Here is a 24,327-nt window from a genome sequence, read left to right on the forward strand (position 1 = left end):
AATGCTCTAGATCGCCGCGCCGCGCAGGAGCCGCGGATCCCTCTGCTCGCCGATGCCGGCCGCTTGGCGAATGAAGAAGTCCTTCATTCGCGGCATCCGGTCGACGAGGCCGAGGCCGAGATCGCGCAGGCTGCGCAGCGGCGTCATGTCATTGGAAAAGAGCCGGTTGAGGACGTCCGTCGTCGCACCCATGCGCACCGTGTCGAAGCGTCGCCAGACCTGATAGCGCTCCAGTGTGGGAAGCGTGCCAATATCGAGACCGAGCCGGTGCGCCTCGACGACGGTTTCGGCGAGGGCGGCGGCATCCTTGAAGCCGAGATTGAGCCCCTGGCCGGCGATCGGATGGATGCCGTGCGCGGCGTCCCCGGCAAGCGCGATGCGCGGTGCGACGAAAGCGCGCGCAAGGGTAAGCCCGAGGGGAAATGCGCGCCGTCCGCCGACGAGTTCGATGCGGCCGAGCTTGTGGCCGAAGCGGCGTTCCAGCTCGGCCTCGAAGATCAGCGCGTCGTCGTTCACAAGGCGGTGTGCGTCGCGCGTGCGTTCGGTCCACACCAGCGAGGAGCGATTGCCGGTCAGCGGCAGCGTGGCAAAGGGGCCGGCGGGCATGAAATGCTCTTCCGCCCGTCCGTTGTGGGCGTATTCGTGCGAGACAGTCGCGACGATGCCGCACTGGTCGTAGGACCATTCCACGGTGCGGATGCCGGCCATGTCGCGCAGGCGCGAGCGGATGCCGTCTGCCGCGACCACGAGGCGCGCGCGTTCGCTGCCGGCTTCGCCGAGGTCGAGCGTCGCAGAAGCCTCCTCGGCGTGAAATCCCTGCGCGCGCACGCCCTGACGGATCCCGATGCCGAGTTCACCGGCCCGTTCACGAAGCGCACCGACGAGGTGCACGTTCTCGACCATGTGCGCGAAGGTTTCCCCGTCGGCGACCGCGCCGTCGAAGGTGAGAAAGACCGGGCGGACCGGATCGCCGGTGCGCGAATCGGTCACGATCATGCGGGTGATGGGCTCGGCGTTCTGGCGCAGCGAGGACCAGACGCCGAGCGTTTCGAGCATGCGGCTCGCTCCGGCGGCAATCGCCGAAGCACGCTCGTCCTTCTTCCATGCCTCTTCGGGAGCGGCGTCGACGACCGCGACGTCGAGCCCCGGTGCCGACTGTTTGAGGGCGACCGCCGTGGCGAGGCCGACATAGCCGCCGCCACAAACGACGATATCGCGCACTGGTGAAGCCATCGAAGATCCTTTCCTGCCTGCCTTGCCGGGCGCCTCTTACAGGCGCACCTGTCCTTCGGGCCCGGGTACGTTATAGGAGAGCTGTTCCGTCGCAACAGGGCATGCCGGTCATAGCCGGTCCTCGAGAAGTGCAACAGGGAGAAGCGCAATGCGTTCCGTTCCTTCATCCGGCACGCCGCACGACATGGTCGAGATCCTCGACCTCGAAATTGTGGGCGACGACCGGTTCCGCGGCTTCTGCCCGCCCACGCGCGGCACGCGCATCTTCGGTGGGCAGGTCGTCGCGCAGGCGCTCGCCGCCGCGCAGAAGACCGTGCCGGAAGCGCGTTCGGCGCATTCGCTGCACGGCTATTTCATGCTCGGCGGAGACCCCGCCGTGCCGATCGACTTCGTGGTGGAACGCATGCGCGACGGGCGTAGCTTTTCCACGCGGCGCATCGTGGCACTGCAGGCGGAACGCTGCATCTTCTCCATGGCGGCCTCGTTCCAGATCGAGGAGGAAGGCTTCGAGCATGCGGCCGTGATGCCCGACGTTCCCGAACCGGAGGCGCTGGAGAGCGGTACCGAGATCGTCGAGGCGGCCCTGAAGCGTGGCCTCGACCTTCCGGGACGCATGTGGCTCGACGAACGGCCGATGGAATTCAGGCCGGTGACGCCCGAGCATTACGTTTCGACGCGCAGGCTTCCGCCCGAACAGCATCTATGGCTGCGCATGACCGGACCGCTTCCCGCCGATGCCGGCGGCCGGGCTGCGACACTCGCCTATCTTTCCGACATGGCGCTTCTCGATACCGCGCTCTTCGCGCACGGCACCAGCGTGTTCGCCGACGATCTACAGGCGGCGAGCCTCGACCACGCCGTCTGGTTCCATCGCCCGCCGCCCCTCGAGGACTGGTTGCTCTATACGGCCGACTCGCCGACTGCCACCGGCGCGCGCGGTCTGGCGCGGGGCATGCTTTTTTCTCGGGACGGCCTGCTCGTGGCGTCCACCGCCCAGGAAGGCCTGATTCGAAAACGTGCAAATGCCTAAACGTTAGGCAGGTTTCTCCATTTCTGGCTTTTTTGTGCGCATTCGTGCCGATACCGGCGGGCCGTCCTTTGGCCGTCAAAACATTCCATAACGTCATCAAGCACTTATTGGTTCCTTCCCGACTTGGCACGCGGCTTGATTGTAGCGTGGCGAGCGTCGTCGTGTACCGGCCGGCGATGCGTGGGACATTGCGGCCGTTCGGACCGCATCAAACGAAGGATGGAACCGTATGAAACTCGTGATGGCCATCATCAAGCCGTTCAAGCTGGACGAGGTGCGCGAAGCCCTCACGGCTGTCGGCATCCAGGGACTGACCGTGACCGAAGTGAAGGGTTACGGCCGGCAGAAGGGGCATACGGAAATCTATCGCGGTGCCGAATATGCCGTGAGCTTCCTGCCGAAGCTGAAGATCGAGGTCGCCGTTCCGGACGATCTCGCGGACAAGACGGCCGAGGCGATCTCGGCGGCGGCCAAGACCGGCCAGATCGGCGACGGCAAGATCTTCGTCGTCAATGTCGAGCAGGCCGTGCGCATCCGCACCGGCGAAACCGATGCCGACGCGCTCTAGGGTCATGAGAGGAAAAGTGGAAATGAACAGCAAGTACTTCAAGACTGCAGGCCTGACGGCCGTCGCCGCACTGCTTTCCACGCTGCCTGCCTTCGCGCAGGACGCGCCCAAGCTCGACAATGGCGATACGGCCTGGATGCTCACTTCGACGGCGCTCGTGCTGATGATGACGATCCCGGGCCTTGCACTCTTCTACGGTGGCATGGTGCGCAAGAAGAACGTGCTGGCGACCGCGATGCAGAGTTTCGCGATCTGCTGCCTGATGACAGTCGTATGGATGGTCATCGGCTATTCGCTCGCCTTCAAGGACGGCGGGGCGCTGAACGCATATATCGGCGGCTTCTCCGCCTTCTTCCTTTCGGGCATCGGCGTCGACACGCTGAGCGGCACCATTCCCGAAACGGTCTTCATGACCTTCCAGATGACCTTCGCCATCATCACGCCCGCCCTCATCGCCGGTGCCTTCGCCGACCGCATGAAGTTTTCCGCGCTGATGTGGTTCATGGGGCTCTGGGGCATCATCGTCTACAGCCCGATCGCTCATTGGGTGTGGGGCGGCGGCTTCCTCGGCGACCTCGGCGTGATGGACTTCGCCGGCGGCACGGTCGTGCACATCAACGCCGGCGTGGCGGGCCTCGTCTGTGCGCTCGTGATGGGTCGGCGCGAAGGCTTCGGTTCGGAGAACATGGCACCGCACAACCTCGTGCTATCGGTCATCGGTGCATCGCTGCTGTGGGTCGGCTGGTTCGGCTTCAACGCCGGTTCCGAACTCGCGGCTGACGGCACGGCCGGCATGGCGATGGCCGTTACGCAGATCGCGACGGCCGGTGCGGCCCTTGCCTGGATGTTCGCCGAATGGGCGGCCCACGGCAAGCCGAGCGTGCTCGGCGTCATCTCCGGCGCGGTCGCTGGCCTCGTCGCCATCACCCCGGCATCCGGCTATGTCGGGCCGACCGGTGCGCTCATCATCGGCATCGTCGCCGGCCTCGTGTGCAACGCCTCGGCGACCTGTCTCAAGGGCCGGCTCGGCTACGACGATTCGCTCGATGCCTTCGGCGTCCACGGCGTCGGCGGTTTCGTCGGGGCGATCCTGACCGGCGTCTTCGCGAGCAGCGCCTTCGGCGGCGTCGGCTACGGCGACGGGGTTACCATGGCCGGCCAGGTCTGGACCCAGTTCCTGGGCACGATCGCGACGATCGTCTGGTCGGGCGTCGCGAGCTTCGTGATCCTCAAGGTCATCGACGCGACGATCGGCCTGCGCGTGACGCGGGAAATCGAGATGGAAGGCCTCGACATCAACCTGCACGGCGAAGTCGTTCACTGACGCAGTGCCCCTGCCGGGCAACCCGGCAATCGAAAAGCAAGGGCCCGGTGCACACCGCACCGGGCCCTTTTTCGTCTTCGTGACGAACCGCCGAACGCATCGGCGATGGTTAATGCGCCTTTAACCGGTCTTGGCCAAACTGAAGGACGAGAGCGCGGCGCCTCCCTGTCCGCGCACCCGATTTTCAGTCCGGAGTTTCTTGGGATCATGCAGACAGGCAATTTCGCCATGTTCGCCGGCCGGTCGGCTCGTCCGGCCCTGCCGGCGCTCATTCGACGTCCGCTCAACAGCGTCATCGGCCTCGCCATCCTGGCAGCGCTCGCGCTCGGCGTCCTGGCGCTTGCGACGTGGAACGTCGCGGATCCTTCCTTCTCCTATGCGAGCGGCCGGCCGCCGACCAACGCGCTCGGCTTCGCGGGCGCGGCCTTCGCCGATCTCGTCATGCAGTTCTTCGGCCTCGCCACGGTCATCGCCATCCTTCCCGGCGTCGCCTGGAGCCTGAGCTTCCTGCGCGACCGGCCGATCGACCGCAAGCCGCGGCGTGCCATGATGGGCATCTTCGGCACCATCCTCGCAGCCGCCGTGCTGAGCTGCCTCTCGATACCGGCGACCTGGCCCTTGCCGAGCGGGCTCGGCGGCGTCTTCGGCGACGCCATCCTGGAAATCCCCCGCTTCGTTCTCGGCGACTATCCGCACGGCGTCGCCGCGATGCTGATCGGCGCGGTGCTCGCGGCACCCGCCGTCTGGTGCCTGCTCGTTGCGGCCGGCCTTGCCGATCGTACGCCGAAGGACGACCGCACGGCCCCCGACGCGGCGGACGCCTACGCCTACGACGAAGATGACGAAGAGGACGACGGCGCCGTCGCCTTCGGTCTCGTCACCCATTACTGGCTGACGGCGAAGGGCCACTGGCGGCGTGTCGCCACCCTTTTCGGCCACCGCCCCACGGGCCCGGTCGCCTACGAGGAACCCTACGACCTCAACGAGACGCTGCCGCGCGAGGCGGCGATCCCCGAGGTCGAGGCGGAAGCCCCGGCGCCCGTCGTTTTGGCGCCGACCGCATCCCCGGCGCCGGCCGCATCGCGTCGCGAGCCGCACTTCGAGGCGCCCGCACCCGCTCCCACACCCGATCGGGCCGAACCGCGGCACGTCGCCGAGCCCGAATGGCAGGACGAACCGGCACCCGCCGAAGACGACATGATCTCCGACGAAGCCTTCGAAGCCGCACTCGCCGCCGACGACGATGCCGAGACGACGGTGGTGGACGAAACCGATGGGTTCGACGACGATGCCTTCGAGGCTGCCGACGAAGCGCCCTTCGAGCTCGATCGCCGGCCCCACGACGATGTTCCGGAGGCGGACCTCGCGAATGAACGTGCCGAAGAGGTCCGTCGCGCACCCGCGCCAGATCGCGCGCCGCCGGCGCAGCCGGTCCCGTCGCGTACCCGCGCGCTCGGCGATGGCACCGTCGAGGAACGCGTTCGCGTCGCCGAGCCGGCCGCACCGCCCCGCCCCGCCGAAAAGCCGGCCGAGCGCCGCGCACCGCCGGCTGCCTTCAAGCCGGCGTCCGCGGGTGGGTTCGACCTGCCCCCGGTCGACCTCCTCTCCGAGGCCAAGGCGATCAAGCAGGACCCGAACCTCACCGCCGAGGCGCTGGAGAAGAAGGCCCGCAAGCTCGAAGGCGTGCTCGCCGATTTCGGCGTGAAGGGCGAGATCATCCATGTGCGCCCCGGTCCCGTCGTCACGCTCTACGAGCTGGAACCCGCACCCGGCATCAAGTCCTCGCGTGTGATCGGGCTTTCCGACGACATCGCCCGCTCGATGAGCGCCGTCGCGGCACGCGTCGCCGTCGTGCCGGGCCGGAACGCGATCGGCATCGAGCTGCCGAACAAGACCCGCGAGACGGTCTATCTGCGCGAGCTGATCGACAGCCAGGAGTTCGACGACACGAAGGCGAGGCTTGCCATGACGCTCGGCAAGACGATCGGCGGCGAATCCGTCATCGCCGACCTTGCCAAGATGCCGCACCTCCTCGTCGCCGGCACCACCGGCTCGGGCAAGTCGGTCGCCGTCAACACCATGATCCTGTCGCTCATCTACCGGCTGCCGCCGGAAAAGTGCCGGCTGATCATGATTGACCCGAAGATGCTGGAGCTTTCCGTCTACGACGGCATTCCGCACCTGCTCTCGCCCGTCGTCACCGATCCGAAGAAGGCGGTCGTCGCCCTGAAGTGGACGGTGCGCGAGATGGAGGAGCGCTACAAGAAGATGTCGAAGATCGGCGTGCGCAACGTCGACGGCTTCAACGCACGCGTGGAAAAAGCGCAGAAGAACGGCGAGGCGATCACCCGCACGGTCCAGACCGGCTTCGACCGCGAGACCGGCGAGGCGATCTACGAGACGGAAGAATTCGACCTTCAGGCGATGCCCTATATCGTCGTCATCATCGACGAGATGGCCGACCTGATGATGGTCGCCGGCAAGGACATCGAAGGTGCCGTCCAGCGGCTCGCGCAGATGGCGCGTGCGGCCGGCATCCACGTCATCATGGCGACGCAGCGTCCCTCGGTCGACGTCATCACCGGCACCATCAAGGCGAACTTCCCGACGCGCATCTCCTTCCAGGTGACCTCGAAGATCGACAGCCGGACCATCCTCGGCGAACAGGGCGCGGAATCGCTGCTCGGCATGGGCGACATGCTCTATATGCCCGGCGGCAGCCGCACCCAGCGCGTCCACGGCCCCTTCGTCTCCGACACGGAAGTCGAGGACGTGGTCGCCTATCTGAAGAGCCAGGGCGTGCCGGAATATCTCGACGCGATCACCGACGAGGACGAGACGGAAGAGGGTGGCGGCGACGATGCCGGCCCGGGCTCCGCCGGCGGCATGGCCGATTCCGACGATCCCTACGACCAGGCGGTCGCGGTCGTTCTGCGTGACGGAAAGGCCTCGACGTCCTATATCCAGCGCAGGCTCGGCATCGGCTACAATCGGGCCGCCTCGCTGATCGAGCGCATGGAGAACGAGGGCGTCATCGGCCCGGCCAACCATGCCGGCAAGCGCGAGATCCTCGTGCCTACCGAGGACGAGATCGACCCGCGCTGATCGATCGTCCGCCTCGCGCGAGGCGGATGCGGAAAAGGCGGCATTGCGGCCGGTGGCGGGCATGCGCATATCGCACGTGGCGATGCCGCCCCTTGCGATATGCCACACTCGCGCCGCACTGCGCGGCCACTCACCAACGCGCCGGCCCCTGATGGGAGAAACGCATGCATTCCTCTTCGCTTACCCCTCGCCGGGCGCTCGCGTCGCTGACCGTCGGGTTCTTCACGCTCGTACTCGCTCTTGCCGCCGCGCCGGGCGCATGGGCGGCAAGCGGCGACCAGGTCGCCCAGCGCATCGCCAACCATTTCTCGCAGGTGCGCACGATGGACGGCAACTTCGTCCAGATCGGCCCGAACGGCGAGCAGTCGGGCGGCAAGTTCTACATCGAGCGGCCGGGTAAGATCCGCTTCGACTACGACAAGTCCTCGCCGTTGAAGGTTCTCTCGAACGGCAGCACCGTCGCCATCGGCAATACGCGTCTGAAGTCCTGGCAGACCTATCCGCTGTCGCAGACGCCGCTGAAGCTGCTTCTCGGCCGCAAGATCGATCTTTCGGGCGACATGGTGAAGTCGGTCGACGTCGCGCCGGACCTCATCACCGTCAAGCTCGGGGATCCCTCCGTCTTCGGCGACAAGACCATCACCATGATGTTCGACCCCGACAGCTACGACCTCAAGCAGTGGACGATCACCGACGAGCAGGGCAACGACACGACGGTGATGATCTACGACACGCGCAACGGCGTGAACCTTTCGAGCAGCCTGTTCCAGCTGCCCGACGCCGCATCCTCCCGCGGGCGGTCCATGCGCCAGTAGCGACCTCGAGACGAGTGGCCTTGCGCCGCTCCTTGCCGATCGCGTAGAGCCCGGGCTGACCGAAAACAGCTCGGGCGGCCGCTGCCCGGAAACGGAGCTTCGTGGCCCTTTCGATCGCGACCTGGAACATCAATTCGGTGCGCCTGCGCAAGCAGCTCGTCGTTGACTTCCTCGAGGAATATCGCCCGGACGTTTTGTGCCTGCAGGAGACGAAGTGCCCGAACGACGCCTTTCCGGCGGGCGCGTTCCGCAAGATCGGCTACGACCATCAGGCGATCCACGGCCAGAAGGGCTATCACGGCGTCGCCACGCTTTCCCGCGTGCCGCTGTCCGAAACGACGCGGCGGGACTATTGCGGCGTCGGCGATTCCCGATATGTCTCGGTCATCGTCGAGGCCGGCGCGACCCGCATCCGCCTGCACAATTTCTACGTTCCGGCCGGCGGCGACGAGCCGAACCGCGCGGTGAACCCGAAATTCGCGCACAAGCTCGATTTCCTCGAAGAGATGAAGGCGCTGAACGCGCAGGCCGAAAGCGAGGCAGGCGTCTCCGCCGTCCTCGTCGGCGACCTCAACGTCGCTCCCCTCGAAACCGACGTCTGGTCGCACAAGCAGCTTTTGCGCGTCGTCAGCCATACGCCCGTCGAGACCGAAGGGCTGACGGAAGTGCTTTCGCGCGGTGGCTGGGTGGACCTCGTGCGCCGGCACGTACCGCCGGAGGAAAAGCTCTTCACATGGTGGAGCTACCGGGCACGGGACTGGGAAGCCTCAGACCGCGGCCGTCGGCTCGACCACATATGGGGCTCGCCCGACCTCGCTCCCGCCCTTGCCCGGGTCGACGTCCTGCGCCACGCGCGCGGCTGGGAACGGCCGTCCGACCACGTGCCGGTGATCGCGCATTTCGACGTGTGAGCGTTTCGACGTGTAAAGGGATCAGTTCGAAAACCGCGGGGCGAGCCGGTCGAGATCCGCGACGAGGCTCGCGAGACGCGCCTGCAGCCGGTCGCGCAACAGGACGCCCGCTTCGGGGTACTCGTCCAGCAACCGGCGGAACATGCGCTGGCCGATCACCATGACACGGGCGGCGTCTTCGGCCGTGGCGCCCACCTTTCGCTCGACCGTCGAGACGAGCGCCGTTTCGCCGAGCACGCTCCCGGGTTCGGCAAAACCGAGTTCGATCGTCTCGCCGCGACGCGCATGGGTAAGCGCCAGCCGACCGCTGGCGACCACATAGGCCGCCTCGCCCTTTTCGCCTTCACGAAAGAGGGCCTCGCCCGGCACAAGGTCGCGGTAGTCCGAGCCGAATGCGATCAGCCGAAGGGCGTCCCCTCCCAGATCGCCGAAGAGGGCCACCGATGATAGAAGCGCGATATCGTCTCTGAGTGCCACGGCGCTTACGGGATAATCTTGTAGCCGCCGCTCTCCGTCACGAGGATCTCCGCATTGGACGGATCCCGCTCGATCTTCTGGCGCAGACGGTAGACATGGGTTTCGAGGGTGTGGGTCGTGACGCCGGAATTGTAGCCCCAGACCTCTTCGAGCAGCACCGTGCGCGTGACGACGTCGCGATTGGCGCGATAGAGATAGCGGATGATCGCCGCTTCCTTCTCCGTCAGGCGGATCTTCTTGCCCGCCTCGTCGAGGAGCAGCTTCTGCGACGGCTTGAACGTGTATGGGCCGACGGTGAAGGTCGCGTCCTCGCTCTGCTCGTGCTGGCGAAGCTGCGCTCGGATGCGCGCGAGCAACACCGCGAAGCGGAACGGCTTGACGACATAGTCGTTCGCACCCGCCTCCAGTCCGAGAATCGTGTCGGAATCGGTGTCGTGGCCGGTCAGCATGACGATCGGCGCCTTGAAGCCTTCGCGCCGCAGGATCTTGACGGCCTCGCGCCCGTCCATGTCCGGCAGGCCGACATCCATGATCATGAGGTCGACATGCTCCTCGCGCGCGCTCTGCATGGCGCCGCTGGCCGTCTTCTGCTCGACAAGCGTGAATTCGTCGAAGAGGCAGAGCTGTTCGACGAGCGTCGAACGGAGATCGTCGTCGTCGTCGACGAGAAGGATGGTGCGTGCCGTCATCGATCCCTTCCTCCGATTGGCGGGCGCGCCGGGCGAAGCCTCGTTCCGCTTCCCGCCGCATCGCGATATGTCCAAACTACGAACCCTGATTCTCGGGCTAGCACGAAACGTCGACAAGGGGGAGGGCGACGATGAAGGGCAAAAACCTCAATAATCCAGAAAGAACGCCGGGAATTCTATCCGTGCGGCGAAGCCCGCGTTCTCAAACGCACGCCATCGCGCACTTCGCCTCCATGCGCTTTCCCGCGATCATCGGACGTGGCGGCGTCACGAGCCACAAGCGCGAGGGCGACGGTGCGACGCCGCGCGCCCCCATGCGGCTTCGCTACGGCTTCTACCGTGCCGACCGCGTGGCGCGACCCGTAACCCGGTTGCCGATGCGCGCGATCCGTGCAGACGACGGATGGTGCGACGCACCCGGACACCCCGCCTACAACACCCCGGTGCGCCTGCCGTTTTCGGCAAGCCACGAACGGCTGATGCGCGAGGATCGGCTTTACGACGTGTGCATCGTGCTCGACTGGAACCTCACCGAACGCCGGCGCAACGCGGGAAGCGCGATTTTTCTCCACCAGACGAGCCCGGACGGCACGCCGACGGCGGGCTGCATCGCGCTCGATCCGGCAGCGCTCCGTCTGGTGCTCGCCCATGCCGGGCAGGAGACGCTGGTCGTCGTCGAATAGAGTGTCGCGCGCTCAGGAAGCGGGAAAGCGCCAGACGGTCGTCCGCTTGACTTCCGCATCTTCCAGGGCACGCGTGACGGGCACGGCGTAGGTGGCGAGCGCGCGCAGGCGATCGTTCGGGCGGTAGGCCCGGCCCGGATCGCCGACGAGCACCGTCGCGCCGCGTTCGGCAAGGCCGGAAAACCACGGCACGATGGCCTTGGCGAGATCCGCGTCGTAGAAGACGTCGCCCGCCAGCACCACGTCCCATCCTTCGTCCGTGCCGATCATGTTCGCTTGACGGTAGTCGACGCGCACCGCGTTCAGCGCAGCATTGAGACCGAGTGCCGCGCCGGACCACGGATCGATGTCGCACGCCGTCACTTCGCCGGCGCCCGCCATCCTCGCCGCGATCGCGACGAGCCCGGAACCGGTCGCGAAGTCGAGCACACGACGCGCCCTCGCCGTCTCCGGGTGGTCGAGCACGTAACGCGCGAGCCCCTGCCCGCCGGCCCAGGCGAAGGCCCAGAACGGCGGTGGCAGGCCGATCGCCTCCAGTTCCTCTTCCGTCTTCAGCCAGAGATCGTGCGCCTCGTCGGCAAGATGCAGGCTGATTTCCGGCACGTGCGGCGGTCGACCGACGGCCGTATTCCGGCGGATGAAATCGACGGCCGGCGTCTTCACCCGTTCGTCGGCGGATCGGAAAGCCCGCCCATGCGGCAGACCTCCAGCCACTCGTCCTTCTTCACCGGCTGGACGGAAAGGCGCATGGAGGTGACGAGCGCCATGTCGGCGAGCTTCTCGTTCGCCTTAACGTCGGCAAGCGTGACGGGCTCCGGCATGTCGGCAACGGCCTTGATGTCGACGCACTCCCAGCGCTCGTCGTCGGTCGTCGAATCCGGATGGGCGAGCGCCGAGACGGCGACGATGCCGACGACCTCCTTGCCCTTGTTGGAGTGGTAGAAGAAGCCGAGATCGCCGATTTCCATGGCGCGCATGTTGTTGCGTGCCTGATAGTTGCGCACGCCGTCCCATTCCTCGCCGGCCTCGCCCTGGTCCTTCTGCATCTGCCAGGACCACTTGAAGGGCTCGGACTTGAACAACCAGTAGGCCATGGTGCGCTACCCGTCCGGATTGTTGACGGTCCAGCGGAAGGGCTTCACCTCGACGGAGGAAAAAAGCCCTGCCTCGGCATAGGGGTCGGTGTCGGCGATGGCGCGCGCCTCGTCGGCGTCCGACGCCTCGATGATGACGAGCGAGCCGGTCGGCGAGCCATCGGCATCGGTGAAGGGGCCGGCCATCTTGAGCTGGCCCGCCTTGTTCATGCGGTCGAGATGTTCGAGGTGCTTGGGTCGGTTTTCCTGCCTGAGGTCGACGGAATCCGGCTTGTCGGTGCATAGGAGGGCAAAGAGCATTGTGCTTTAGGATCCTTCGTTGGTGAGCGGCCGCTGCATCAGGGCCTCGAGCGCCTCGGCGACGGTCAGTCGCCCGGCGATGATTGCCGATACGGCATCGGTGATCGGCATGGCAATGCCGCGCTCGCGCGCAAGCCTGGCGGCCGCGGCCGCCGTGAACGCGCCTTCGGCGAGCGCCGCACCCGGCCCGGTGAGGTCGGCAGGTGCCGCACCCTGGCCGAGCGCGATGCCGAAGCGCAGGTTGCGCGACTGGCGGCTCGTCGCCGTCAGCACCAGATCGCCGAGCCCTGAAAGGCCCGCGAGCGTTTCCGCACGCGCGCCGTCGGTGACGGCGAGCCGCGTGATCTCGGCGAGCCCGCGGGCGATGAGGGCCGCCCGGGCGGATTCGCCGAGACGGGCGCCCTCGACGATGCCGCAGGCGATCGCCAGCACGTTCTTGAGTGCCCCGCCGACCTGCACGCCGATCGGATCGGCACCGGCATAGAGCCTGAAGTGATGGCCGGAGAGCGCCGCCGAAAGCGCTTCGGCCTCCGCGAGCGTTCCCGCGGCAAGCGTCATCGCCGTCGGCAGGCCGGCGGCGATATCGGCCGCGAAGCCCGGTCCGGAGAGTACGGCGACCGGGTGGTCGGGCGCCTCCTCGGCGACGACCCCGGTAAGCAGCCGGCCGGTTTCCTTCTCGAAGCCCTTTGCGCACACGACGAGCGGCGCTTGCGCCTTCAGGTGCCCTGCCAGCGTACGCGCGGTGGCGCGCTGCGCCTGCGAGGGCACCGCGAGCAGGACGGCGTCGGCCGTTTCGATCGTCGCCGGATCGGCGGTCGGACGCAGCGTTTGCGGTAGTGCGACGCCCGGCAGATAGCCTGCGTTTTCGCGTTCGCGCTCCATCGCGGCCGCGCGCTCGCCATCGCGGGCGACGAGGAGCACCTGGCGGCCATGCCGCGCGACGACGGTGGCGAGTGCCGTACCGAAGGCGCCCGCGCCGACGACGGCGATGGTTCCCATATCCGCGCTCATGCCTGATCCGTACTCATGCCTTGGCCCCGCGGCGGCCGGAACCGATCAGCGCATCGGCGGTCTCGTCCAGTGGCCAGCGCGAGCGTGCGGCGACGGTCATTTCGGCCGGCGGCAGCCCGAGTGCGGCACGCTCCGCTCCCGCCCAGGCGATCATCGCCGCGTTGTCGGTGCAAAGGGCCGGCTGCGGGGCCACGAAGCGAAAGCCCTCGCCCGCACAGAAGTCCGTAAGCATGGCGCGGATCGCCCCGTTGGCCGCGACACCGCCGGCGACGACGAGCGTCGGGTCAGCCGCCTCGCATTCGTCGCGGAAGCGCGCGGCAGCACGCGAAAGCCGCTCCTTCAGCGTATCGACGATCGCCGCCTGGAAGGAAGCGACGATGTCGGCGACATCCTGATCGGCGAGCGGAACGAGCGCTTCGGCGGCCTGACGCACCGCCGTCTTCAAGCCCGAGAAGGAGAAGTCGAGCCCGGGATTGCCCCGGAGCGGACGCGGAAAGGCGAAGCGGCGGGGATCGCCGGTTCGCGCGGCAGCCTCCACCGCCGGCCCGCCGGGATAGCCGAGCCCCAGAAGCTTGGCCGTCTTGTCGAAAGCTTCGCCGAGCGCATCGTCGATCGTCGTGCCCCAGCGGCGATACTTGCCGACGCCCTTCGCGAGCACGAGCTGGGTGTGGCCGCCGGAGACGAGAAGCATGAGATAGGGAAAGGCGACGCCGTCCGTCAGCCGCGCGGTTAGCGCGTGGCCTTCGAGATGGTTGATCGCGTAGAGCGGCTTGTCGGCGGCGCGCGCGAGCGCCTTGCCCGTCATCAGCCCGACGATCAGCCCGCCGATCAGCCCGGGCCCGGCAGTCGCGGCGATCGCGTCGACATCGCCAAGCGCGACGTTACCCTGCGACAGCGCCTCGGCGACGAGCGTGTCGAGAACCGCGACATGCGCGCGGGCGGCAAGCTCGGGCACGACGCCGCCAAAGGCGGCATGCTCCTCGATCTGGCTCATGACCACGTTCGAGACGATGGCACCGCTGCCGTCCGGCGCGCGCTCGACGAGTGCTGCGGCCGTTTCGTCGCAACTCGTCTCGATGCCGAGCACCCTCAAGGTGCGGCCGTCCTGGTTCCGCGGATGCGGCATCGTGGCTCCGACGATTGCCTGTGCCGTTCAAGGCGTCTACGAACGGATCGCTAGCAACGGACTGGAACGGATGCAAACGAAACCGTATCGCATCGGCACGCGGGCAAGCCCGCTGGCCCAGGCACAGGCCCGGGAGGCACGCGACCGACTGATGGCCGCGCACGACCTGCCGGAAGAGGCCTTCGAGATCGTCGTCCTGTCGACGCGGGGCGACCGCGTGCAGGATCGCCCGCTCTCCGAGATCGGCGGCAAGGGGCTCTTCACGCTGGAACTGGAGGAACAGCTTTCCGACGGGCGGCTCGATTTCGCGGTGCATTCGTCGAAAGACATGCCGACCGTGCTGCCCGAGGGGCTTCATCTCTCCGGCTTCCTGCCGCGGGCGGACATGCGCGACGCGCTGATCGCCAACGGCTCGACGAGCATCGCCGAGCTTGCGGACGGCGCGACGGTCGGTACCGCCTCGCTTCGCCGGCAGGCGCTGGTGCGCCGCATGCGGCCGGACGTCACGGTCGTCTCCTTTCGCGGTTCGGTCCAGACGCGCCTGCGCAAGCTGCAGGACGGCCTGGCCGATGCGACGCTGCTCGCCAATGCGGGCCTCGTGCGCCTCGACATGGAGCACGTGGCGAGCGCCGTGCTGGACCCGTCGACATTTCCCCCGGCGCTCGGCCAGGGGGCGATCTGCATCGAAAGCCGGGAGAACGACGCGCATACCGACGCGCTTGTCGCCGGTGTCGATCACCATCCGACACGCACCGCGCTCGAATGCGAACGCGCCTTCCTCGCCGCGCTCGACGGCTCCTGCCGCACGCCGATCGCGGGGCTCGCGCAGATCGACGGCGAAAGCCTTTCCTTCTTCGGCATCATCCTGACGCCGGACGGCACCACCGTTCACGAGATCAGCCGGGAAGGCCGCGCACGGGAAGCGGATGAACTCGGCCGGAAGGCGGGCGAGACGTTGAGGCTCGAAGCGGGAACGGGCTTTTTCGAAAGCTGGGTCTGAGGCCGCGATGCGCGTGCTCGTCACCCGCCCCGAACCCGACGCCCAGCGTACCGCGGAGCGGCTGCGGGCGGCGGGTTTCGAACCGATCGTCCTGCCCGTTTCGCGCCGCGTCGGCGATCCGGCGGCGCTGGAAGCGGCGGTTTCGCGTCCCGTTTGCGCCCTTGCGCTGACGAGCCGCAACGCAGCACGCGTGCTTGCCGAGGCACCGGCGGCACGTGAGGCATGGCATGCCCTGCCTGTCTTCACCGTCGGCGAAGGGACGGCCGCAGCCGCGCGTGAGGCGGGGTTCGATGATATTGTGACTTCCGGCGGAACCGGCGAAGCGCTCGCGGCAACGATCGCGCGTCTTGGCGTCGCGCGCGAAACCGCACCGCTCGCCTATTGCGCCGGCAGGCCGCGAAGCGTCGTTCTCGAAGGGCGCCTTGCCGCTTTTCGTGTGCCGTTCATCGCGATCGACTGCTACGCCATGGAAAGCGTGCGCCATTCGGCGCAGGCGTTGGAGGCCATGCTTTTCGACGGCGGAGCGGTAGAAGCGGCGGTCTTTTATTCGGCCGAAAGCGCCAAGCGGTTCTTTGCGTTATTGAGACACGCGGATCTTTCGGATCGATTCGCCCCGCTATGCATTCCATGCATGAGCGAACGGGTGGCCGCCGCGGTGCCGGAGAGGTTTCGTGCGGCCGTATGCCTCGCCGAACGGCCGGAGGAGGGCCATCTGCTTGAAATTCTCGCCGCGATGCGGGATTGAGAAACCCCGCCTTGCGGGCCGTTTCCGTTCCCGGCAAAGCTGTTCTAGGATCGGGCGCGGCACGTGTCCGGTGCGAAAGGATTTTTGATGGCGCAACGCAGGCCTCCCCGCCGTTCGAAGAGCAAACGTCCGCAACAGACGATCGATCTCGAGGCCGAAAAGAGCCCTGGGACGAAGCCGGAGGACAAAACGGCTGCCGGCAGCACGGCCGAAACGCCGTCCGCCGCAGCGCCGGCCGGCGCGCCGAACGACGGCCCGAGCAAGAGCGAAGCCGCTCCGAAGGTGCCGACCGACAAGCCACAGGACGCGAAGTCGCAGGACGCGAAGCCGGACGACAAGGGTACGACGTCTTCCGCCGCATCCAGCACGTCGTCCGCGAACCCGACGACCGGACAGAAGCCCGTCGACGAGGCCGGAGCCGCCGAGACCGCCCCGGCCAAGACGCCGGAAGCCAAGACCCCGGAAGCCGGGACCGTAGCAGCTGGGACTGCAGCAACGGGGACCCCGTCGGGCGCCGGCGAAACGGGCAAGACGACGACCGACGCGCCCAAAGGTCCGACCGCGTCCGGAAGCACCCCATCCGGCGGCTCGACTTCCGGTAGCACATCGGGCAGCGCCGCTTCCGGCGACAAGGCGGCTACGTCCGGCGCCAAGCCCTCGACGCCGAGCGCTTCGCCGAAGACGCCCGAGACGAAATCCACAGCATCGTCCCCGACGCCGAAGAGCGGGTCGACCCCGGGCAACGCTCCGTCGGGTCAATCCCCGAGCCCGGCTACAACGGGCCAGGCCGCAACGAGCCAGGCTGCAAAAGGCCAGCCCGCAACCGGCCAGCCTGCTACCGCTACGAGCGCTGCGAGCGGCAACACACCGGCAGCAGGCGCGAAAACGGACGGGAACACGAGCAGCGGCGCAAAGAGCGCCACAGGCTCCTCGACGGATGCCAAGCCGACGGCGAAGAGCACGCCCTCATCCATCACGAGCAGCGCCTCCTCGCCGTCGGAACCACGTTCCACGGGCAGCGCCACGACGGGTTCCGCCTCGTCGGGGAGCAGAGGGTCGGAGGGAGCTTCCGCGACGAGCACCTCGGCAGTACCCGCCGGGGCGCGCCGGGCCGGTGGCAAGCGCGGCTTCGTTGCCGGCCTCGTCGGCGGCGCGATCGTCGTCGCGATCGTTCTTCTCCTGCAATCGAACGGCATTCTGCCTGTGCCGCACGGCGCGCAGACGCAGAAGACGATCGCCAGCCTTTCCGGCCGCGTCGACCAGCTCGGCAACACGGTCGGCACGCTCAAGAACGCAAGTTCCGGTTCCGGTGATACGGCGAATGCGATCAAATCGCTTCAGGGCACCGTGCAGGACCTGCAGCAGCGCGTCGCGAAGCTTTCCAACGCGGCATCTGCCGGCGGATCGAACGACAATTCCGCGGACATCGCCAAGCTTCGCGACCAGATGGGGCAGATCTCGGACCGCCTCGACACCCTTCAGCAGAAGGTGAGCCAGGCGAGCGCCGAGGGCGGCGTCATTCGGGCTGTCGTCGCGAGCAACCTGCAGGCCGCGATCGCACGCGGCAGATCGTTCTCCGCGCAGGCCGAACTCTATCAGAAGCTTTCGCCGCAGGATTCCAACGCCGGCCAGCTCGCAAAGCTCGCCGATGCGGGCGTGCCTTCCATGAGCGATCTTCACCAGCGCTTCCAGCAGGCTTCCGACGCCATCCTCTCGGCCACGCAGGGCGGGAACGACGGCGACGGCGTCTTCGGTCGGCTGATGTCCGGCGCGCAGTCGATGATCACGGTGCGGCGCACGGGCGACGCGAAGGGCCAGGCGCCGGATGCGATCGTCGCGCGCATGGGGAATGCGCTCGACGACGGCAACCTTCAAAAGGTGCTCGACGAGTTCAAATCTCTGCCGAAGGCGGGCCAGAAGGCCGGGCGGGATTTCGCCAATGCGGTCGGCAAGCGGCGCCAGGCCGAAAAGCTCGCCGACCAGGCGGTGCAAACGACGATGCCGGCAAACGGCAAACAGGGCTAGGAACGGCAGCACATGGTACGACTTCTCATCTTCGTCATCGTCGTTCTCGCCATCGGCTCGGGCTTCGCCTGGCTGGCGGACCGGCCGGGCGATCTGCTGATCACCTGGCAGGGCCGCGAGATCGAGATGTCGCTGACCGTCGGCATCGCGCTGGTGCTCGTGGCGGTCGTCGTCATCCTGCTTCTCGCGTGGCTCGTCCGCGCGCTGCTCGCCTCCCCGCATCGCATCCGGCGCGGCATGCGCAATCGCCGCCGGGATCGCGGCTACGCCGCGCTTTCGCGTGGCCTGATCGCCGCTGGAGCGGGCGACGCCGTGACCGCCCGCAAGATGAACAAGCGCAGCCAGACCCTGATCGAAGCCGATCGCGAGCCGCTCATTCACCTTCTCGAAGCGCAGACTGCGCTGATCGAGGGCAACCACGACGCCGCACGCGCCAAGTTCGAAGAGATGGCGGAACGCAAGGAAACCCGCGAGCTCGGCCTGCGCGGCCTCTACCTCGAGGCGCGCCGGCTCGGCTCTGAGGAAGCCGCGCATCAATACGCCGACCGGGCCGTGGAAGCCGCGCCGCAGCTGCCATGGGCGGCGGAGGCCTCGCTCGAATACCGCTCGCGCGAGAAGGATTGGGACGGAGCGATCCGGCTTCTGGACAAGCAGCGCGACGCCAAGATCGTCAAGCGCGAGGATGCCGATCGACTGAAGGCCGTTCTCCTGACGGCGCGTGCCATGGAGCGCATCGACCGGGAGCCGCACGAGGCACGCTCGGACGCCGAAAAGGCCGTGAAACTGGCCCCGACGCTGGTGCCGGCGGCCGTCATCGCCGCACGCGCATGCTTCCGTGACAACCATCTGCGCCGCGGCATGCGCACCATCGAAAAGTGCTGGAAGGACACCCCGCATCCCGAACTCGCCGAAGCCTACGTGTTCGCTCGCCAGGGGGATTCCGCACGCGACCGGCTGCGGCGCGCGGAGCGGCTCGAAAGCGTTCGTCCCGATCATGTCGAATCGTCGATCGCGCTCGCCCATGCCGCGCTCGACGCGCAGGAATTCTCCAAGGCACGCGAAAAGGCCGAGGAAGCCGCGCGCGTCGACGGCCGCGAAAGCGTCTACCTGCTTCTCGCCGACATCGAAGAGGCCGAGACCGGCGACCAGGGCCGCGTGCGCCACTGGCTCGGTCAGGCGGTACGCGCGAACCGAGACCCGGCCTGGACGGCGGACGGCTACGTCGCCGAGCACTGGGCGCCCGTCTCTCCCGTTACCGGCAAGCTCGACGCCTTCGAATGGCGCGTACCCGTCGAACAGCTTCACGGCGCGATCGCGGAAGGCCACACCGGACGCGAAAGCGAAGCCGAACACGCGATCCGCACGCTGCCGCCGGTCAGCGAGCCTGCCGGTGCGCCGGACGACGTGAAGGATCAAGCGGTCGACGTCGAGCTAGAAAAGCCGGTCGAGCGTGCAAAGCCTGTCGAGGACGAAAAGAAGAGCGCAGCGCCGCACGCCGGCAAGGCGAAGCCGGAACCGGTAAAGGAAGAAGCCGCTGCCGGGGTCGCCGAACGGAAGGCGCCCGTCTCGGAAAAGACCGGCACGGCGAAGACGAGCGCGGAGGGTACCGCGGCCGAAGCGAAGCGGGATGCAACGACTCCGCCGGATGCGGCGGCCCGGGCAAACGGCGCGCGCGGTACCGACGAAGCATCGGCCACGCGCCGCGAAGCCGATCGTTCCATCACGGCGACGGGCGAAAAGAAGACCGGCGAAAAGGTCCCTACCGAAAAGACGTCATCGCCCGGCGCTACGCCGAATGAGCCGACCGCGCGCGACGTCGAGATCGAAACCGGGCATGGCAAGCCGGCGCCGGCGGGCACCAATTCCAGGGCCGTGTCGATCGAACGCCCCGGCTCCACCCCGGCCGAAGCGAAACCGGGTAGCGCCTCCTCGAATTCCGCCGGCAAGACCGAAGCGACGAAGGCCGGCGACGACGAGAGCCGCCGTGCGCCGGACGATCCGGGCACCGAGACCGATCAGACGAAAAAGAAGCGGTTCGGCCTGTTCTAGCTTCCCGTCGTTGACGACCGCAGGTCCAAGAAACGGACGACCGACCGTCCACGATGCGGCGTACCGCAAGCGGGCCGCCAGAACGCGAAAGTACGAGGACGAACCATGTTCGATCGTATCCAGGCCTTCCTGCGCCAGGCGGCCGGGGCCAACAGCGCGGAAAGCGCCTTCACGCGGGACGATCCACGCGTGGCGATGGCGGCGCTCTTCTTCCACGTCGTCAATGCCGACGGCGAGGTGCGCGAGAGCGAGCGCGAGCGGCTGCGCACGATCCTGAAGACGGAATGGTCGCTCGACGAGGCAGAGCTCGACCGGCTCGTCGTAGCCGGCCGGGAGACGGACGCGCAATCCGTCGACCTCTACCGGTCCAGCATCCTTCTCAAGCACACGCTGGACGAAACGCACCGGCTGGGCTTCATCGAACTCCTCTGGGAAATCGCCTATGCGGACGGCGTGCGGGACGAGCTCGAGGAAAACGTGATCTGGCGGATCGCCGAACTTATGGGCGTTTCCGGCCGCGACCGCGTGCTTTTGCGCCGCAAGGTCGCCGAGCGCGCCGGCGATACCGACACCGGGACGGATACCGACTAGCCTTCCCGTCTCGTCGCCGACGCCACGGAGAATGCACCCGGCCGAACGAGCAGGCCGATATGGCCCTTCCGGCGGATTCGCGCCCTTCAGGCTTCGGCTCTTTCCGGCGGAATGAGGTTTTCGACCTTGCGCATGGCGGGAAAGAGCCGGCCCCATAGCGCCGTCACGATAAGCGTGCCCACGCCGCCGAGAACGACGGTCGGTACCGTGCCGATCAGTGCGGCCATGCCGCCGGCGCGAAACTCGCCAAGCTCGTTCGAGGCGCCGATAAAGACCATGTTCACCGCGCTGACGCGACCGCGAAGCTGGTCGGGCGTCCACAGCTGGATCAGCGTCTGGCGGACATAGACCGAGATCATGTCGGCCGCGCCCATGGCGATTAGCGCGACGACGGAAAGCCAGGGCGTTCGCGACAGGCCGAAGACGATCGTGCCGAGACCGAAGATCGCCACACCCAGAAGCATCGCCTTGCCGGCGCCGTTGCGGATCGGCCGCGCGGCAAGCAGTGCGGCCATCGCGACGGCGCCGATGCCGGGCCCGGCGCGCAGCATGCCGAGGCCCCAGGGCCCAAGGTGCAGGATGTCGCGCGCGAAGACGGGCATCAGCGCCACCGCGCCGCCGAGCAGCACCGCCACCATGTCGAGCGACACGGCGCCGAGTACGATCTTTTCTTCCCAGATATGGCGAAAGCCCGCCGAAAGCGTGCGCCAGCTCTGCGGCTCCTTCGTGAACCGCTGGGGCGGACTGGCGACCATGAGGATGCTGAGCGAAGCCGCCACGAACAGAACGAGCGCGAGCGCATAGGGCACGCGCGCGCCGAACCCGTAGAGAAGCCCGCCGACCACGGGGCCGACGATGGAGGCGACCTGCCAGGCGGAAGAGTTCCAGGCGACGGCGTTGGGTACGTCTTCCTCGGGCACGAGATTGGGCGCCAGCGACTGCGCGGCCGGCCCGAAAAAGGCACGCGCGATGCCGAGCGCCACGAGCACGGCGAAGATGGCCGGCACGGATGCATCGTCGAGCGCGGTGATGATCGTGAGCAGGCCCGCACATACCAGCGAGACGCCCTCGCATGCCGACATGATCGCCCGTCGGCCGAACCGGTCGGCCGCCGATCCCGTCACGAGCGTCAGGTCGTAGACCTGCCAGCCGACCGCGACGACCACCACCTCCATGGCGAAGGTCTCGAAGAAGCGGGAAGCGAAATAGTAACGATAGGAGCGGTGGCCGAACGCGGCAAAGCGTTCCACGGACACTGAAGGCGAAGCGGGCATGAAACGACTTTCAAGGCAATGTCGCGCCTGCTTAGAGCCTTTCGGGTTCATACGGAAGCCGACCCGGCGCATTTGTCCGACGCAGCGTTCGGTGAGACATGCGCGGATTGCCCACATGCGGCAGGCTTGTCGCATGGGGAACGAACGTCTACATGGTGCGCGAAACGGCGAAAGGGCTTGAATATCGGCGGGTTCGGGGTATCGGGGCGAAGCGGAGACGCCGGACGTATGCGCGGGGGACCGACTTCGGCGCGCCCGGCCGCAGATGCGCTGGCGAACCGCTCACGCCTTGGTGCGGATGAAGACGGAGGTCGTTCGCGCTTCCGCCCGTCGACGGCCGGCCGGCCCGCACATCATGGGCGCCACGCGAGAATACGATCCTCGCACCGGCCCTGCCGCAACCCGCCTACTCGCTCGGCCGGAAATCCTCGGCCGCCGCTCCCACCGCACGCATTCCTTCGGAGACCGCAATGCTAGCCCTTTTCAAGACGATCGATCTGGCTTTGAGCATCTACACGTGGATCATCATCGGCAGCGCGATCTTCTCCTGGCTCTACGCCTTCAACGTCGTCAACTCGCGCAACCAGGTCGTCGGCATGATCGGCGAGTTCCTCTACAAGGCGACGGAACCGGCGCTGCGACCCATCCGCAACGTGCTGCCGGACCTCGGCGGGCTCGACATATCGCCGATCGTGCTCCTGCTCATCATCTTCTTCATCCGCACCTTCATGTGGAACACGCTGTTCCCGATGGTGATCTAGAGCCTTTCAGGCTTATACGAAAAACGCCCCGTGACCTGTCGGCACGGGGCGTTTCCGCAAGAGATTGCGTCGGCGCAGATCGCAGCGGGCTCAGCCGGCCTTGTCGTAGCGCTCGATCGCCTCGATGACCATGCGGCGCGCGGTGGCGGCGTCTTCCCAGCCCGAGATCTTCACCCACTTGCCTTCTTCCAGATCCTTGTAGTGCTGGAAGAAGTGCTCGATCTGCTGGAGCGTGATCTTCGGCAGGTCGTCGTATTCGATCACCGTCTCGTAGCGCTTGGTGAGCTTGGTCGAGGGGACGGCGATGACCTTTTCGTCCTTGCCGCCGTCGTCTTCCATGACCAGCACGCCGATCGGGCGTACATTGATCACGCAGCCGGGTATCAGCGGGCGCGTGTTGCAGATCAGCACGTCGATCGGATCGCCGTCGTCGGAGAGCGTGTGCGGCACGAAGCCGTAATTGCCCGGATAGGTCATCTGGGTGTGCAGGAAGCGGTCGACGAAAAGCACGCCCGCTTCCTTGTCCATCTCGTACTTGATGGGATGACCACCGATCGAGACCTCGACCACGACGTTGAGGTCGTCCGGGGGGTTCTTGCCGATGGCGATCGCGTCGATGTTCATGCTGGCCTCCGAGGTCCGGCGTTCTTCTGATGCCGGCGCGGCATAGTCCGCTTCCCGCGGCTTTGCAACCGCGACGCCCGTCGCCCCGCCGGCCGGTCGGTTCAGGCGAAGGTGAACGCGACCTTCTTCAACCGCTTGTCGCCGAAGCTTTCCGACCCTTCCGCGACGTCGCGTCCGCCGGCTGCGGCGTAGAAGGAAAGCGCCATCTCGTTTTCCGCCAGGCACCAGACGACGAGGCCTTGGCAGCCGAGCGAGCCCAGGAGCCGGCGCGCCTCGTCGAAGAGGCGGGAGCCGAGCCCGGCGCCCTGATATTCCGGCTTCAGGTAGAGTTCGTAGATCTCGCCTTCCTGCGGCAGCGCGCGCGCACGGTTGAGGCCGAGCGTGGCGTAGCCGACGACGGTACCGCCGACATCGAGAACGAGGATGCTCGTCGAGCCGCGGATGGCGCGCTGCCACCAGCGCACGCCGCGCCGCTCGATCATCGCCCGCAGGCTGCGGAAGGGGATGATGCCCGTATAGGCCTGCATCCACGCGGCGCGGTGGACATCGGCGATCGCCAAGGCGTCGTCGGGTTCGGCAGGCCGGACATCGATGGTCAGCGTGGTCATGAAATCAGCCTAGTCCCTGCCGAAGCCGGCGAGAATCCATGGGGCGGGCCGAACTGGCAGCTACCCACAGATCTCTTGCACACGTGGCGCCATTTAACCTTTTGTTAAGCCTGCGGGCAAGCGCGTGCCGTTGCCGCAGGCGCCTTTCCCCGCGCGCCACCGCAAACGCCGCGAGACCCGGTCGTCGGCGATCGGACGTTTTCGCCCCGCGACCGGTTTGACCTCTTCGCGGAAGCGCTTTAACCCTTCTTTCCAGCGGTCCTTGCCGCCCATCGATCCCTGTC

Annotated in this window: 25 protein-coding genes; 13 read left to right on the forward strand and 12 right to left on the reverse strand. The window is 67.2% G+C overall.

Features of this window, described 5'->3' with window-relative positions; genetic code table 11:
• Positions 1 to 6: 6 nt before the first annotated feature.
• Positions 7 to 1,221, reverse strand: a complete 1,215-nt coding sequence (locus tag FJU11_RS10930) for a ubiquinone biosynthesis hydroxylase (RefSeq protein WP_141167133.1) — start codon at positions 1,219 to 1,221, stop codon at positions 7 to 9.
• A 160-nt stretch (positions 1,222 to 1,381) separates the two neighbouring features.
• Here FJU11_RS10930 and FJU11_RS10935 point away from each other — a divergent pair, with 160 nt between their 5' ends.
• From FJU11_RS10935 to xth, 6 genes are all read left to right on the forward strand, one after another.
• On the forward strand, positions 1,382 to 2,263 hold the full coding sequence (locus FJU11_RS10935; protein ID WP_141167086.1) for an acyl-CoA thioesterase: 882 nt from the start codon (positions 1,382 to 1,384) through the stop codon (positions 2,261 to 2,263).
• A 229-nt stretch (positions 2,264 to 2,492) separates the two neighbouring features.
• Complete coding sequence (locus FJU11_RS10940; protein ID WP_141167087.1) at positions 2,493 to 2,831, forward strand: P-II family nitrogen regulator; 339 nt, start codon at positions 2,493 to 2,495, stop codon at positions 2,829 to 2,831.
• A gap of 22 nt (positions 2,832 to 2,853) precedes the next feature.
• The gene (locus tag FJU11_RS10945) at positions 2,854 to 4,155 is read left to right on the forward strand and encodes an ammonium transporter (RefSeq protein ID WP_210242878.1); all 1,302 of its coding nucleotides are present in this window, start codon (positions 2,854 to 2,856) and stop codon (positions 4,153 to 4,155) included.
• 207 nt (positions 4,156 to 4,362) lie between these two features.
• Positions 4,363 to 7,260 (forward strand): FtsK/SpoIIIE family DNA translocase, encoded by a 2,898-nt coding sequence (locus FJU11_RS10950; protein ID WP_181408150.1) that lies wholly within the window; start codon positions 4,363 to 4,365, stop codon positions 7,258 to 7,260.
• Positions 7,261 to 7,424: 164 nt separating this feature from the next.
• Positions 7,425 to 8,075 carry an outer-membrane lipoprotein carrier protein LolA gene (locus FJU11_RS10955; RefSeq protein ID WP_141167090.1) on the forward strand — a complete coding sequence of 217 codons (651 nt, stop codon included), beginning with the start codon at positions 7,425 to 7,427 and terminating at the stop codon, positions 8,073 to 8,075.
• Positions 8,076 to 8,176: 101 nt separating this feature from the next.
• The gene (xth, locus tag FJU11_RS10960) at positions 8,177 to 8,986 is read left to right on the forward strand and encodes an exodeoxyribonuclease III (RefSeq protein ID WP_141167091.1); all 810 of its coding nucleotides are present in this window, start codon (positions 8,177 to 8,179) and stop codon (positions 8,984 to 8,986) included.
• A gap of 21 nt (positions 8,987 to 9,007) precedes the next feature.
• Here the strand turns inward: xth and FJU11_RS10965 are convergent, their stop codons facing one another.
• A complete protein-coding gene (locus FJU11_RS10965) occupies positions 9,008 to 9,463 on the reverse strand; it encodes a Crp/Fnr family transcriptional regulator (RefSeq protein WP_141167092.1) in 456 nt (151 codons plus the stop codon).
• 5 nt (positions 9,464 to 9,468) lie between these two features.
• On the reverse strand, positions 9,469 to 10,152 hold the full coding sequence (locus FJU11_RS10970) for a response regulator transcription factor (protein WP_141167093.1): 684 nt from the start codon (positions 10,150 to 10,152) through the stop codon (positions 9,469 to 9,471).
• 131 nt (positions 10,153 to 10,283) lie between these two features.
• Between FJU11_RS10970 and FJU11_RS10975 the strand changes: the two genes are divergently transcribed.
• Complete coding sequence (locus FJU11_RS10975; RefSeq protein ID WP_141167094.1) at positions 10,284 to 10,835, forward strand: L,D-transpeptidase family protein; 552 nt, start codon at positions 10,284 to 10,286, stop codon at positions 10,833 to 10,835.
• Between the two features lie 12 nt (positions 10,836 to 10,847).
• On the opposite strand, the gene FJU11_RS10980 is transcribed toward FJU11_RS10975, so the two are convergent.
• The 5 genes from FJU11_RS10980 to tsaD are packed head-to-tail and all read right to left on the reverse strand — an operon-like array spanning position 10,848 to position 14,366.
• The gene (locus tag FJU11_RS10980; protein ID WP_235890990.1) at positions 10,848 to 11,498 is read right to left on the reverse strand and encodes a class I SAM-dependent methyltransferase; all 651 of its coding nucleotides are present in this window, start codon (positions 11,496 to 11,498) and stop codon (positions 10,848 to 10,850) included.
• The gene (locus tag FJU11_RS10985; protein WP_141167096.1) at positions 11,495 to 11,929 is read right to left on the reverse strand and encodes an EVE domain-containing protein; all 435 of its coding nucleotides are present in this window, start codon (positions 11,927 to 11,929) and stop codon (positions 11,495 to 11,497) included. Before FJU11_RS10985 ends, FJU11_RS10980 begins: the two co-directional genes overlap by 4 nt.
• A 6-nt stretch (positions 11,930 to 11,935) precedes the next feature.
• On the reverse strand, positions 11,936 to 12,229 hold the full coding sequence (locus tag FJU11_RS10990; RefSeq protein WP_141167097.1) for a YciI family protein: 294 nt from the start codon (positions 12,227 to 12,229) through the stop codon (positions 11,936 to 11,938).
• Positions 12,230 to 12,235: 6 nt separating this feature from the next.
• Entirely contained in the window at positions 12,236 to 13,228 is a 993-nt protein-coding gene (locus FJU11_RS10995) for an NAD(P)H-dependent glycerol-3-phosphate dehydrogenase (RefSeq protein ID WP_407946705.1), read from the reverse strand.
• A 25-nt stretch (positions 13,229 to 13,253) separates the two neighbouring features.
• Complete coding sequence (gene tsaD / locus FJU11_RS11000; RefSeq protein WP_141167099.1) at positions 13,254 to 14,366, reverse strand: tRNA (adenosine(37)-N6)-threonylcarbamoyltransferase complex transferase subunit TsaD; 1,113 nt, start codon at positions 14,364 to 14,366, stop codon at positions 13,254 to 13,256.
• Between the two features lie 70 nt (positions 14,367 to 14,436).
• Between tsaD and hemC the strand changes: the two genes are divergently transcribed.
• From hemC to FJU11_RS11025, 5 genes are all read left to right on the forward strand, one after another.
• Complete coding sequence (gene hemC, locus FJU11_RS11005; protein WP_141167100.1) at positions 14,437 to 15,366, forward strand: hydroxymethylbilane synthase; 930 nt, start codon at positions 14,437 to 14,439, stop codon at positions 15,364 to 15,366.
• 7 nt (positions 15,367 to 15,373) lie between these two features.
• Positions 15,374 to 16,111, forward strand: a complete 738-nt coding sequence (locus FJU11_RS11010; protein ID WP_141167101.1) for a uroporphyrinogen-III synthase — start codon at positions 15,374 to 15,376, stop codon at positions 16,109 to 16,111.
• Between the two features lie 87 nt (positions 16,112 to 16,198).
• On the forward strand, positions 16,199 to 18,136 hold the full coding sequence (locus tag FJU11_RS11015; RefSeq protein ID WP_141167102.1) for a hypothetical protein: 1,938 nt from the start codon (positions 16,199 to 16,201) through the stop codon (positions 18,134 to 18,136).
• 12 nt (positions 18,137 to 18,148) lie between these two features.
• Positions 18,149 to 20,185, forward strand: a complete 2,037-nt coding sequence (locus FJU11_RS11020) for a heme biosynthesis protein HemY (RefSeq protein ID WP_141167103.1) — start codon at positions 18,149 to 18,151, stop codon at positions 20,183 to 20,185.
• Between the two features lie 105 nt (positions 20,186 to 20,290).
• The gene (locus FJU11_RS11025; protein WP_141167104.1) at positions 20,291 to 20,776 is read left to right on the forward strand and encodes a tellurite resistance TerB family protein; all 486 of its coding nucleotides are present in this window, start codon (positions 20,291 to 20,293) and stop codon (positions 20,774 to 20,776) included.
• Positions 20,777 to 20,862: 86 nt separating this feature from the next.
• On the opposite strand, the gene FJU11_RS11030 is transcribed toward FJU11_RS11025, so the two are convergent.
• Positions 20,863 to 22,050, reverse strand: coding sequence for an MFS transporter (locus tag FJU11_RS11030; RefSeq protein ID WP_141167105.1), 1,188 nt, complete (start codon positions 22,048 to 22,050; stop codon positions 20,863 to 20,865).
• Positions 22,051 to 22,520: 470 nt separating this feature from the next.
• Here FJU11_RS11030 and FJU11_RS11035 point away from each other — a divergent pair, with 470 nt between their 5' ends.
• Positions 22,521 to 22,811, forward strand: coding sequence for a YggT family protein (locus tag FJU11_RS11035; protein WP_141167106.1), 291 nt, complete (start codon positions 22,521 to 22,523; stop codon positions 22,809 to 22,811).
• 90 nt (positions 22,812 to 22,901) lie between these two features.
• Here the strand turns inward: FJU11_RS11035 and ppa are convergent, their stop codons facing one another.
• From ppa to FJU11_RS11050, 3 genes are all read right to left on the reverse strand, one after another.
• On the reverse strand, positions 22,902 to 23,435 hold the full coding sequence (ppa, locus tag FJU11_RS11040; RefSeq protein ID WP_141167107.1) for an inorganic diphosphatase: 534 nt from the start codon (positions 23,433 to 23,435) through the stop codon (positions 22,902 to 22,904).
• Between the two features lie 101 nt (positions 23,436 to 23,536).
• Complete coding sequence (locus FJU11_RS11045) at positions 23,537 to 24,043, reverse strand: GNAT family N-acetyltransferase (protein ID WP_141167108.1); 507 nt, start codon at positions 24,041 to 24,043, stop codon at positions 23,537 to 23,539.
• 93 nt (positions 24,044 to 24,136) lie between these two features.
• Positions 24,137 to 24,316 carry a hypothetical protein gene (locus tag FJU11_RS11050; protein WP_141167109.1) on the reverse strand — a complete coding sequence of 60 codons (180 nt, stop codon included), beginning with the start codon at positions 24,314 to 24,316 and terminating at the stop codon, positions 24,137 to 24,139.
• Between the last annotated feature and the right edge of the window lie 11 nt (positions 24,317 to 24,327).

This window comes from Pararhizobium mangrovi, assembly GCF_006516965.1.
Lineage (GTDB): Bacteria > Pseudomonadota > Alphaproteobacteria > Rhizobiales > Rhizobiaceae > Pararhizobium_B > Pararhizobium_B mangrovi.